The sequence below is a fragment of the Gardnerella vaginalis genome (genome assembly GCF_001546455.1).
Taxonomy (GTDB): Bacteria; Actinomycetota; Actinomycetes; order Actinomycetales; family Bifidobacteriaceae; genus Bifidobacterium; species Bifidobacterium vaginale_B.
In genome coordinates, this window is the sequence record NZ_KQ956813.1 from 171,971 (window position 1) to 184,878 (window position 12,908).

General features: G+C 41.7%; 8 protein-coding genes and 1 pseudogene. 2 read left to right on the top strand and 7 right to left on the bottom strand.

Annotation, left to right across the window (positions count from 1 at the left end; genetic code table 11):
* The first annotated feature begins 2 nt into the window (after nt 1–2).
* Nucleotides 3–2,690 carry a bifunctional lysylphosphatidylglycerol flippase/synthetase MprF gene (locus HMPREF3216_RS02235; RefSeq protein ID WP_060786745.1) on the top strand — a complete coding sequence of 896 codons (2,688 nt, stop codon included), beginning with the start codon at nt 3–5 and terminating at the stop codon, nt 2,688–2,690.
* Nucleotides 2,691–2,766: 76 nt separating this feature from the next.
* On the opposite strand, the gene HMPREF3216_RS02240 is transcribed toward HMPREF3216_RS02235, so the two are convergent.
* The 6 genes and pseudogenes from HMPREF3216_RS02240 to HMPREF3216_RS02265 form a co-directional block, all read right to left on the bottom strand.
* A complete protein-coding gene (locus tag HMPREF3216_RS02240) occupies nt 2,767–5,358 on the bottom strand; it encodes an ATP-dependent Clp protease ATP-binding subunit (protein WP_060786746.1) in 2,592 nt (863 codons plus the stop codon).
* 174 nt (nt 5,359–5,532) lie between these two features.
* Nucleotides 5,533–6,433: pseudogene (locus HMPREF3216_RS02245) on the bottom strand (DUF3027 domain-containing protein); the annotation flags it as partial.
* 18 nt (nt 6,434–6,451) lie between these two features.
* The gene (locus tag HMPREF3216_RS02250) at nt 6,452–6,841 is read right to left on the bottom strand and encodes a cold-shock protein (RefSeq protein WP_060786747.1); all 390 of its coding nucleotides are present in this window, start codon (nt 6,839–6,841) and stop codon (nt 6,452–6,454) included.
* Nucleotides 6,842–7,012: 171 nt separating this feature from the next.
* Nucleotides 7,013–8,983 carry a sensor histidine kinase gene (locus HMPREF3216_RS02255; protein ID WP_060786748.1) on the bottom strand — a complete coding sequence of 657 codons (1,971 nt, stop codon included), beginning with the start codon at nt 8,981–8,983 and terminating at the stop codon, nt 7,013–7,015.
* Nucleotides 8,984–8,985: 2 nt separating this feature from the next.
* On the bottom strand, nt 8,986–9,726 hold the full coding sequence (locus HMPREF3216_RS02260; RefSeq protein WP_060786749.1) for a response regulator transcription factor: 741 nt from the start codon (nt 9,724–9,726) through the stop codon (nt 8,986–8,988).
* A 60-nt stretch (nt 9,727–9,786) separates the two neighbouring features.
* Nucleotides 9,787–10,521: a TPM domain-containing protein gene (locus tag HMPREF3216_RS02265; RefSeq protein ID WP_060786750.1), complete on the bottom strand. Its 735-nt coding sequence runs from the start codon at nt 10,519–10,521 to the stop codon at nt 9,787–9,789.
* A gap of 137 nt (nt 10,522–10,658) precedes the next feature.
* Here HMPREF3216_RS02265 and HMPREF3216_RS02270 point away from each other — a divergent pair, with 137 nt between their 5' ends.
* Nucleotides 10,659–10,952, top strand: a complete 294-nt coding sequence (locus HMPREF3216_RS02270) for a WXG100 family type VII secretion target (protein ID WP_060786751.1) — start codon at nt 10,659–10,661, stop codon at nt 10,950–10,952.
* A gap of 112 nt (nt 10,953–11,064) precedes the next feature.
* On the opposite strand, the gene groL is transcribed toward HMPREF3216_RS02270, so the two are convergent.
* On the bottom strand, nt 11,065–12,690 hold the full coding sequence (groL, locus tag HMPREF3216_RS02275) for a chaperonin GroEL (protein WP_060786752.1): 1,626 nt from the start codon (nt 12,688–12,690) through the stop codon (nt 11,065–11,067).
* Nucleotides 12,691–12,908: the final 218 nt, after the last annotated feature.

The window sequence follows — 12,908 nt, forward strand, 5'->3', positions numbered from 1 at the left end:
ACATGCCAAACTTTTTATCAAAAAATCACAACTCAACAGCAAAACATCATTTATCTATACTAACTAATGATGTTAGACTCTGGCTATCTCAGCGAGTTCTTGCTGTAAAAATCACGCTTGTCTTTTTGCTTATAAACCTTGTACATTGGATTTTCCGTACTGTAATGCACATTTACACTTACGGCACAAATGCTACACTTGCACAGTTTTTCTCGTACCATAAGCCAAAAATTGGCTCTACATTCCTTTTTGGGCATAGAAACATTCCTCAGCTTTTAATTAAACTATTCCATTCGCTTTTCTTTGTAAATAGTTTTCCGTCTCTAGCTGTTAACGCTATTCTTTCTTTGGTTTTAATCGGATTAGCAGAAACAAGAATTGGAAAAATGCGCTTGCTTTTTGTTTCTATAGCAAGCACGCTTGTTGGAACACTACTAGGGCTCACACTAATTGGCAATCTTTCGGCAATTATTCGCAACATGCATTGGATTACGAGAATACCAATTAGACTTTCACCTTTTACGCTTTTTGTTGGCGCGTTTATGTCTGCAGCAACATGCGAATCAATATTGTGGCGTAGACGAATGCTTGTTTTGGGATATTCAATAACCTCGGCAATGCTTCTTTATAGTGGAAATCCTGGGGATTATTGCACGATTTTTGCGGCGATTTGCGGCCATATTATTGGCAATGTAATGAACAAAAACAACAAAACTAATACCGCTAAAGTCGCAAGCTGGTGGCATGGAACAGACTACGAAATTAGGCGTCTTTTTTCAATAACGCAGCTTATTATGGCTTTGGGTCCTGTTCTTGCATTGTCTTCAAGATCTCACGCTGGAATACTAACAACACTAGGCTTGTTTATGTCTCCACAAATGGGTACAAAACCTTGGCTTGCAAGATGTATATCGAACTATAGTTCCAGCAGCTGTTTGCTTCATTCTGGCTTGCAACACGCAACAATTGGCGGTCTTTGGATTCGCATTCTTTTGCCTATTGTTACTCTAATGATTATATCTTGGGGTCTTTTACGCGGAAGGCGACTTGCAGCCTATGCCGCTATAACAATTAACGCGCTTACGGCTGTGTATGCAACCATGTACTTTGCAATTTTGCCGTTGATTGCAGCTAAGCAAGCTATGATTTCTCACAAGAATAATGCCACTTCTATAGCCTTTATGCTTACCGCTCTGCCTCCGCTATTAATTGCAATACTATTGTTTATAAACATAAAGCACTTCCAAAATCATAGCGACAAGTTTGAGCGAAGAATTGGCTTAACAGCAATAGTTTTGTCCATATTATCTACTGGAATAGGCTATATTTGCTTTGGATTAATTGCGCCTAACGAGTTTAAACCTCATGCAGACTTGCATCATTTACTGCAAGATCTTCCAGGGCGTTGGATGCCTATGGGATTTGGCTTAAGATCAAACGCAATGCTGACTCCTCTAACGCCTCTTGCATCTGCTATTGCTCAGTGCGTGGGAGTTCTTCTTTGGATTGTTCTTTTTGTTGTTTGCCTTATGTGGTTTAAAAACAAAGTTACAATTAACGAAGAAGACCGCAAAAAAGCAAGTCAGTTAGTTCATTTTGGCGGAGACACAATGAGCTTTATGACTACTTGGCCAGATAATCACTATTGGTTCTCCAACACAGAACGCTCGGCAATAGCGTACAGGCTTAAATACGGAATTGCTTTAACTTTGACTGGTCCTTTTGGAGACAAATCTGAATATAATCAAGATTTAAAATCATTTATTAAGCTTTGTGAGCAAAATTCTTGGTCTCCAGCATTCTACGCTGTGCACGATGAAGATAGAAAAAACCTAGAATCTCTTGGTTTTATGTCTATTAAAGTTGGAAGCGATATGCTAGTTTACCCTAAAGAATGGCAAACTAGAGGTAAAAAATGGCAGGATATTCGTACTGCTATAAATAAAGCTAAGCGCGATGGCATAACAGATGTTCTTAGCACCTACAACGAAGCTCCGTGGAATGTTAAGCAACAGATTATTGAGATTTCGGAAGAGTGGGCAGAACTTAAATCTCTTCCCGAGATGAAATTTACTCTTGGCGGATTAGAAGAATTGCACGATTCTAGAGTAAAGATTTTGTACGCGATTGACGATAATGGCAAAGTTCTTGGCGTAACCAGCTGGATGCCTACTTATAGCAACAATCGTGTAATCGGTTGGACTCTTGATTTTATGCGTCATAGAACAGATAGTCCTAATGGAATTATGGAACTTCTTATTGCGCGAATGGCAGAACGCTTAAGAGACGAAGGCCTTGAGAATCCAGAATCTGCTGTAGAGTTTATGAGCCTTTCTGCAGCTCCTCTTGCAGGAATAACCGATATTTGCGATTCGGAAGATTCTAGTAATTCGGCCTCTTTGCAAAATAAAGATAGCGTTATTAATAACCAAAACGAAATAATTGTTCATACTCTAGAGATGATGTCGGATATTTTGGAGCCAGCGTACGGTTTTAAATCGTTGTACTTCTTTAAGAAAAAATTCCAACCAACTAATAGGCCTGTGTATATATGCTATTGTGATTCTGCAAAGCTTGCGCAAATATCTCTAGCTGTTACAAGCTCTTATTTGCCAGAAACAAATCCAAAGCAAATTCTAGAAATGATAAAAACGCTTAAAAAAGACACGAATCAAAAAAATCTCCGTTAACTTGCGGCATTATAGCTTGCATGTTAACGGAGACTAAATTATTAAGAAATCTTAATTAAGATTTTAAATCGTACAACTAAGATTCAGATTCAGCGGATTCTTGCGATTCTGCGGATTCTTGCGATTCAGTTGAATCTAAAGAATCAGTTGCATCCAAAGATTCAACTGGCTTAGAGCTGCTATCTGCTGAATCAAACTTTCTGCCACGGAAAATAAATTCTCCAAGCAATCCTTCGCCTTCAGCATCAACCTCAACGCATTCGCCGTCTGTTAAATCGCCAAGCAAAATCTTCTCGCTAATTGCATCTTCAATGTCTCGCTGAATAACTCTGCGTAGCGGCCTTGCTCCAAGAAGTGGATCAAAGCCCTTCTGCGCAAGAAGATTCTTAGCTTTGTCTGTAAGTTCCAAAGCCATATGGCGCTCAAAGAGTCGATCATTCAAACGCTTAACGTCTAAGTCAACAATCTGGCGAACTTCTGGCTCCGTAAGCTGACGGAACACAATAGTATCGTCTAAGCGATTTAAGAACTCTGGGCGGAATTGACGCTTAAGCTCGGAATTAACCTGATCCTTCATGCGCTGATAAGACGCATCCGCATTGTTTCCAAGACTAAAGCCAGTATTTGCCGCCTTAGCAATATCTCGAGTACCAAGATTTGTAGTCAAGATAATAATAGTGTTCTTAAAATCAACTTTTCGCCCCTGACCATCTGTTAAGTGGCCATCGTCCAAAACTTGCAACAATGTGTTGAAAATATCTGGATGAGCTTTTTCAATCTCGTCAAACAAGACCACAGAGAATGGCTTTCTACGAACCTTCTCTGTAAGCTCGCCACCTTCCTCGTAGCCAACATAGCCTGGAGGCGCACCAAAAAGACGGGAAGCTGCATACTTTTCTGCAAACTCCGACATATCTACACGAATAAGAGCATCGTCGTCATCAAACAAGAACTGAGCCAAAGTCTTAGCAAGTTCCGTTTTACCAACGCCAGTAGGTCCAGCAAAAATAAACGATCCAGAAGGACGCTTTGGATCTTTTAAGCCAACTCGCGCACGACGAATAGAGCGAGAAAGCGCACAAACAGCCTCATCTTGGCCAATAATGCGCTTATGCAGCTCTGCTTCCATACCAAGCAGCTTTTTAGATTCTGCCTGAGTTAGCTTAACAACAGGAATACCAGTTGTATTCGAAACAACAGATGCAATAACATCTTCGTCTACAACCATATTCACATTGGATTCGCCTTCTCGCCAAGCTTGCTCTTTAGTCTTGCGATCTTCCTCTAGCTTTTCTTGCTCATCGCGCAAATCAGCTGCTTTTTCAAAGTCTTGATTCTTAATAGCTTCGTCTTTTTTATCGGAAAGCTTAGAAATCTTAGAATCAAGTTCTTTAAGCTCAGGAGGCTCTGTTAAGCGCTTAATACGCAAGCGAGCGCCAGCTTCGTCAATCAAGTCAATTGCCTTATCTGGCAAATTTCTATCTTGAATATATCGAGCAGACATTTCGGCTGCAGCTTGTAAAGCACCATCTGTAATAGTCACATGATGATGATTCTCGTAACGCGCACGCAAGCCCTTTAGAATCTCAATTGTTTCTGCAATAGAAGGTTCTTGAACCTGAATAGGCTGGAATCTGCGTTCCAAAGCCGCATCCTTTTCAATATACTTTCTATATTCGTCTGTAGTTGTAGCACCAATTGTTTGTAGCTCACCACGCGCAAGCATAGGCTTAAGCATATCGGAAGCACCTAAGGCACCATCTGCAGAGCCCGCTCCAACAATAGTGTGAATCTCGTCAATAAATAGAACAATATCTCCGCGAGTCTTAATCTCTTTAAGCACCTTCTTTAAGCGCTCTTCAAAATCACCGCGGTAACGAGACCCAGCAATCATTGAGCCAAGGTCAAGAGAATAAACTTGCTTGCCTTTTAGTGTTTCTGGCACATCCCCAGCAACAATCTTTTGCGAAAGACCTTCTACAACGGCTGTTTTTCCAACACCTGGCTCGCCAATAAGAACAGGATTATTCTTTGTTCTTCTAGAAAGAACAACCATAACGCGTTCAATCTCTTTAGAACGCCCAATAACAGGATCAAGCTTACCCTGCTGCGCTTCGGTTGTAAGATTTCTTCCAAACTGATCTAGCAAAGCAGAACCAGACTGATTGCGCTTATCTTGTACTCCTCCAGCGTTGGCAAGATCGGCACCTTGACCATCTGCAGGTATGCCAGAATTGCCACGAATCAAATCCATTGCTGTGCTACGAAGGTCGCCTAAATCAACCTCCATTTTAATAAGCACTTGCGTTCCAACGCCTTCGCCTTCTCTAATAAGGCCTAAAAGAATATGCTCTGTGCCAATGTAACTATGGCCAAGCTGTAAAGCTTCACGCAAACTAAGCTCAAGCACTTGCTTAGCATGCGGAGTAAAAGGTATGTGGCCACTAGGAGAAACCGTTCCAATGCCAATCATCTCTTTTACTTGTTTGCGCGTACCGTCTAAATCTACACCTTTTGCACTCAAGGCTTTTGCGGCTATTCCTTCGCCTTCTCTAATAAGGCCTAAAAGAATATGCTCCGTGCCAATGTAGTTATGCTGAAGAGCGCGCGCTTCTTCTTGAGCTAACACAATAACACGCCGAGCGCGGTCAGTGAACCGTTCAAACATAATTGCCTTCCGTTTTTATCCTTCGTTCCATGGTAACGAGTTGCCATGACTCTAGCACAATGCCACAGTCTAGAATCTTCCAGCACTAATCATTGGATTCATTAGATTGCGAATCATCGTCGTTATTTTTTTCGCTATCCAACTCGTTTTCAACGTGTGTATGCTTAAGTTGCGTCTGGCGATTTTCTTTACTATCTTCGATTGCCTCTTCTATAAGCTCAACGTCTGCACGCTCTTCTCTAGGTGATTGAGGCACAATTTCAATGTGATAATCGTCGTAAGCTGGCTCCGATTGAATCCAAAGCTGAGAAGGCTCTGGAGGCTCTATTTCGGAATGTTCTCCACATCCGTGATCAAGCGCCACCACTCGCCCATCATCTGGACTCCACATATTTGCGCAAACGCCAAACATGTTTCCCAAGCTTCCTGCAAGTGGAATCATAAAACCACAAGATGAACATGCTTTTCCGTCTGCAATCTTAGTAGAAAGCGACTTTGGTCCATGCTGGCCTGCATACCATCTTTTTGCAGTTTGAGCTATAGCCTGAGCGGTCATAACCCTTTTTCTGGTTAATCGGAAAGTTTCAACAGCCTCTTCAAAATCTTCTGTTGATTCGCCATTTTCCGTATTCTCTGTATGCTCTGCGTCTGTATGCTCTACATCTTTTTGCTCTGTGTCTGCTGGCGATTCTTGAGCGTCTTCATTATTTTGCTCATTAACGCCTTCTTCTAGCCTGGAGTCATCTTCGGCAGTTCCAATGGAATCCATAACCGAAAGATCTGTAGGCTTAAGCCTGTCTTTCCAAGGAATCCAAGGAGGAGGAAGTAACGAATCTTCTGTTGGAGCAAGACTGGATTCGTTAACCGTCCAACGCCCAGCATCTTCGTCGTGATACAGCGTTACCGACCATTGCCAGCCTTCATACCCAAGCATAGTGCAGGCAAAACGAAAATCGGTAACATTGCTACCAATATCCACTTTCCCTACAAAATCGCCTACAGCGTTTTCGCGCTCAGAAGTTTCCACAGCAACTTTATAAGCAAGATCCTGTGGATTTATTACTTCATCTTCCATAAAAAATCCTGTTAACTGTTAATCTTGTACGTCAAAATTATCTGCCACAGCACGCAGCAAATGAGCAAGCTTCTTACTTTCTGCACTAGACGGATAATGGCGTCTGCGCAAGCCGTTGCCAGCAGAATCCAAAAGCTTAATAAGATCTTCTACAATTGCAGCCATGTCTTCTGCCTTTGGCCTTGTAGCTTTTACCAAAGAAGGAGCAGAAGCCACAAGCGTAAGTCCCATTGCCTGCGGACCTTTACGACCTTCTACAACAGAAAATTCAACGCGTGCACCTTTACGCAATTCTTTTACTGATTCTGGCAATGCAGAAGAAGGCAAAAACACATCTTTGCCGTCTTCATCTACTATAAAGCCATATCCCTTTTTGGAATCATACCAACGAACGCGCCCGTTGGGCATAACACACCTCACTCAAATTCACTAAACTTTATGCGAACTATCTATTTTACTACAATCCACATAATCTCTAAAGATTCACACTGCTTCCATTGTAGCGCATGAATCTAGAACAATCTAAATAATCCAGAACAATCTTAAAAACAATATGCAGAACATCTAGAATAGATTAGTCTATTTTTCTGTTTTCTCTACATCGATTGTATTGCTAGCATTATTAGTATTGCTTGTATCCTCATCAAGAATAACGTTTGGAAGCACAACCGTAAGCGTTAAGCCATGAGGCTTAGAATCCTCCGAGCCATCATTTTTCAATTCAACGCCACTCATTGTGTTATCAATAGAATCATCTTCATTATCTTGATTAGAACTAGTTCTATATGCACAAGACGTTGTTGCACAAATAAAACCATGATGTGCCTTAACAACAGATTGCGCAATAGACATACCCAGACCCGTACCGCCTTTTTCTCTGGCTCTAGAAGGATCAGCAATATAGAAACGCTCGAAAATATGAGGCAAGGATTCTTCTGGAACACCAGGACCGTGGTCAACAACTCTAATAACAACATACGAATTGCCAGCGCCCGTTGATTGGCTAACTTCTGCAGCTTCCAAAAAATCCTTAAGAGACTTAGAAACAGAGCTCATTTTTTGCAAAGCTTCGGGACTAATCGAAGCTTTAAAAATCCCCATTCCTATTTCTACTGGAGAATCAGTTGGAGTATAACGATGAATGTTTCCAACAATATTAGTAAGAACTTGGCGTAATCTTGCCCCATCGCCCTTTAACATAACATTAGGCAGCTGCCCTGGAGTAAAAATAAATTTTCGATCAAGACTACAATTTGTAGGCTTAGAACAATCCATTAGCTTTAAGTCGTCTGCTAAATGCAAAGTTCCTTGTTGAACAACTCTAACTTGATCAAGCGCTCGCAAATCATTTGCAGCATCTTTAAGAATTGGCGTTACATTAACAGTTTGAGAAACATTGATTCCTCGCCCTTCGTCAAATCGCGCTAGCGAAAGCAAATCTTCAACAAGCTCCGTCATTCTTTCGCTGGAAGCTTTAATGTGAGCAATAGAATCATCCGCCTTCTCTTGCTGCCCTGGAACACCTCTCCACATGTAATACAACTCGGCATAACCGTGGATTGCTGCCAAAGGCGTTCTAAGCTCATGGCTAGCGTCCGAAACAAAACGCTTCATTTTTTCTGTCATTGCTTCTTGATCATTAAAGCCTTGCTCAATCCTAGAAAGCATTGAGTTTAGCGAAGCTGCCAAAGAACCAACTTCCGTATTTTCTGGAGCCGAAGGAACTCGCCTGCTTAAATCTCCAGAAGCAATTTTAGACGCAGTTTTTTCTATTCGTTTTAGTGGAACAAGCGTTGACTGAATAATCAAAGCAGCCAAAACCGCTCCAAGGAGAATCACAGTTATACTAACCATTAAGCAGTATCGCGTAAGCGTATCCAAAGTGTCCATTTGGTCGCTTAACGAAAGCGCTATATAAACGTAACCCCTAACACGCATTTCTGAGTTGTAACCGCTTCGCTGACCCCATGTAAGAACCAGCACACGCCACGGCGACTGAGCAACCTTTGCAGTTGCATCATCAATGCTTTTAAGATCACCCTTAACTACTGCAGGAGATGTAAAAGGCTTTCTTTTTACAACAACGTTGTTAATTTCACCATCTTCTGGAAGCGTTGGCATAGAAACAACATTCCCCTTAAGAGGTGGAACTAACGGAGTTGTAATAATCTTGTTGTTAGTGTCTCGAATTTGCAAAAAATAATCGTTAGGGCCAACCGTAGGCTCTTTTGAATCTTTGCTTCTAAGCAAATCTATATTGTCGTAAATAAGCTGAGCCTGGTCTGCCAACTGAGCATCAGTTTTATCCAGCAAGTAGCTTCCAACTAACTGCCTAATCGATAAAGATATGCAAAATGCAGCAATAGTTAAAACAACAAGAGTGCATGCCACTAATCGAGTGCTTAGCGGTATTGCATCAAGATGTTTGCGCATCCATTTTCTTGCTTTATGATCTTTATTAGAATTCGCTTCTTTGCCGTCATAATCCGAGTTCTCGCTAGCAACAGCAGGATTATAAATAGCGACTTCCGTAGATTTGCCACTATTCATAATCAGGCTTGCCCTGCCTTTGGAACACGAATCATGTAACCGATTCCACGCTTGGTCTCAATAAGCGGAACAACTTTCTTTAACGAACCATCGTCGTTCTTAATCTCAATGCCGTCGATTTTCTTTCTAAGATAAGAAATGTAGGATTCAACAATTGCAGCGTCTCCACCCCAATCGTACTGCCAAACGTGATTAAGAATCTGGCTTTTAGACAAAACTCTGCCTTCGTTATCCATTAAATAATGCAAAAGCTTGTATTCTGTAGGGCTTAGTTCGATTGGAACTCCAGCTCTAGAAACATCGTGAGAATCCTCATTAATCTCTAAATCTGCAACTTTAACAACAGGAGTGTCTTCTTCTGCCTCCTGGGTTCTGCGTAGAATTGCTCGAATTCTAGCAACTACTTCTTCTAGGCTAAATGGCTTAGTAACGTAGTCGTCTCCGCCAACCGTTAAGCCCATAATCTTATCTTGCGTATCGTCTCTTGCAGTAAGGAACAACACCGGAACAGCTACACCGTTTTGACGAATTCGCCTTGTAACGGTAAAACCGTCTATATCTGGCAGCATAACGTCCATAACAATAAGATCTGGATGAACACGTTCTATAACTTCAATTGCTTCCGACCCAGAAGCAGCGGTTTCTACGTCAAATCCTGCAAAATGCAACGATGCAACTAAAAGTTCGCGAATTGAAGGTTCGTCGTCGACCACAACAATTGATGCTTCTACATTCTTACCCATACTGTTTAGCATCACTTATAAAGCTGAATGTTTCCTGAGTGTTTCCTGAAAAAAATAGATTTATTTGTGCGCAGCATGCCTTCTCTTGGCTTTTCTAAATCCTAGCGCAACTTGCTTTAACACGTAATTTCTTCTATACAAAATAAGCGCAACAATTGCAAATAATGCAAGAATTACAACAATCATCACAACAGTTGCAATAATGCTTGTTGAAGGTGTAATCGACGTTCTTTTTGCGCGAATAATCTGCTTCATAAGCGAAATCGCAGATTTAGACCAGTCGGCTCCTTGCGCACTAACTAATGGCCTATAGGCTGCATCCGACAACAAGTCGACGGTTGTTTTTCTTTTAAGCCATTCATCGGAATTAGGCGAAACTGCCACAACAAGTCTTCCATCGTGAGTGGCAACTGCTAAAAGAACAGTATTTGCAGCAGGATTTGTGCTTGTTAATAAATCGCTAGCCCACTTTGATGGATCTTTGCTGCCACTAAAATTAGCTAAATAAAGAAGTCGCACAGAAACACCTGTTTGCTTTTTTGTGCTAGCAATCATGTCGGAAACTTTTGCAACAGAGTCCCCTAGAAGATTTTCTGTATCTGTGATTGAATCCGTAGTAACAATGCCATAATTATTAGGATTTTTATTTGCCGAATCGCTATTTTTTGACTTTTCTTTAGCAAAAACAGGGCTGGCAAATAAAGCAATTTGACCCAAAAACACAAGTATTATAAAGGCGCATAAGCCTTTAACCACATTAGTAAAAAAATCTTTGACAAAATCGCTTGACGGCATATATTCATAATACCGTGTTTTTAGATTACAAGAAACAATAGCAAAAATTGGGTTTAATACGTCATTTCTACACAAGCATTAAATAACACGGAGATAAAGCATAACAAAACACAATTTACAAGCATTAAGGAGTAAAAATGGCACAATTTAGAGTTGATTCAGAACAGATTCAGCAATCTGCTGCAGCAGTTGGATCTTCGATTAATGCAATTCGAGATGCAACTAACGGAATGTACGCAAATCTTCAGCAGCTGCAAAGCGTGTGGACTGGTCCTGCTGCCACTCAGTTTGCAACAACCGCCACACAATGGCGAGCAGCGCACCAGCAAATGGAACAATCACTAGAGGCAATTCAGCTTGCAATGCAAAATGCTTCTAACATCTACATGGATACAGAAGCGCAAGCAGCATCACTATTTGCAATGAACTAAACAAGTTACAAAAACAAGTTACAAAAACAAAAACATGAGCGGCAAAGCCAAAACTTTACCGCTCATGCCTGATAACTAAACAGACTCAATCAAAGAGTTAATTTAATTTAATTTAGTAGCCCATCTCTGCGCCGCCAGCTGGAGCTGCAGCTGGCTTTTCTGGCTTGTTGGCAACAACAGCTTCGGTTGTTAAGAACAAACCAGCAATAGAAGCAGCATTCTGTAGAGCAGAACGAGTTACCTTAACTGGATCAGTAACGCCAGCAGCCATCAAATCTTCGTAAGCGTTGGTTGCAGCGTTAAAGCCCTGGCCTTCTGGAAGCTCGCGAACCTTGTTAAGAACAACGTCTCCAGAAACACCGCTGTTTTGAGCAATCTGCTTGATTGGAGCTTCTACAGCGCGGAACACGATTGCAGCGCCTGTTGCTTCTTCGCCCTTAAGATCGGCAATTGCGGCAGACTTTTCTACCTTTGCAGCAGCCTGAACAAGAGCAACGCCGCCGCCTGGGAGCAAGCCCTCTTCGATTGCAGCCTTAGCGTTACGCACTGCATCTTCAATGCGATGCTTGCGTTCCTTGGCTTCTACCTCGGTAGCAGCGCCAACCTTAATAACAGCTACGCCACCAGCAAGCTTAGCAAGACGCTCCTGAAGCTTTTCGCGATCGTAATCAGAATCGGTGTTTTCAATTTCTGCACGAATCTGAGCAACACGAGCCTCAACATCTTCCTTAGAGCCAGCGCCAGAAACAATAGTTGTTTCATCCTTAGAAACGATTACCTTTGCTGCATGACCAAACACAGAAGCATCGATAGAATCGAGCTTTAAGCCAAGATCATCGGAAACAACCTGAGCACCAGTCAAAATTGCCATATCTCGCAACATTGCCTTACGGCGATCGCCAAAGCCTGGAGCTTTAACAGCTACAGTGTTGAAAGTGCCACGAATCTTGTTAAGAACAAGCGTTGGCAAAGCTTCGCCATCAACATCTTCTGCAATAATAAGCAATGGCTTTCCAGACTTCATAACAAGTTCAGCAACATGAACAATGTCTTGCTGGCTAGAAACCTTACCAGAAGTGAGCAAAATGTATGGGTCTTCCAAAACAGCAGTCTGATCTTCTGCATTGGTTACAAAGTAAGGGGAAATATAGCCCTTATCAAAACGCATACCTTCGGTAAAGTCCAAATCAAGACCAAACTTGTTGTTGTCTTCAACAGTAACAACACCGTCTTGGCCAACCTTATCTAGAGCTTCTGCAATCTTTTCGCCAACTTCTGGATCGGCTGCAGAAATAGTAGCAGTAGCAGCAATCTGATCCTTGGTTTCAACATCTTTCGCAGATGCAAGCAATTCCTTAACAATTGCCTCGGAAGCCTTTTCAATGCCCCTGCGAAGAGCAATTGGATTGCTTCCAGCAACAACGTTCTTTAAGCCTTCGTGAACCAAAGACTGAGCCAAAACGGTAGCAGTTGTAGTACCGTCACCAGCAACGTCGTCGGTCTTCTTAGCAACTTCCTTTACCAACTCTGCGCCAATGCGCTCGTATGGATCTTCGAGATCAATCTCCTTAGCGATTGAAACGCCATCGTTGGTGATTGTTGGAGCACCGTAAGACTTATCTAAAACTACATTACGACCTTTTGGTCCAAGTGTGACCTTTACTGTATTTGCAAGCTTATCAAGACCAGCAAGCATACCCTGACGGGCATCCTCTTCATAGGCAATAATCTTTGCCATTATTCCTCCACATAACTTAACTATGGACACCCACTCAAATCTTTTAAAGCTAATCAACCGTCAGCTGTTGACTAAACCGTTTAAACTGAGTGCTAAATGAAGATTAGCACTCTAAGTACCCGAGTGCCAACTGTATTCAAAAATCTATAGAAAAAATCTATAGTCAAAAATCAAAAATAGCCAATCAAAAAGCCCTTATTAAGACTTTCCAATTGGCT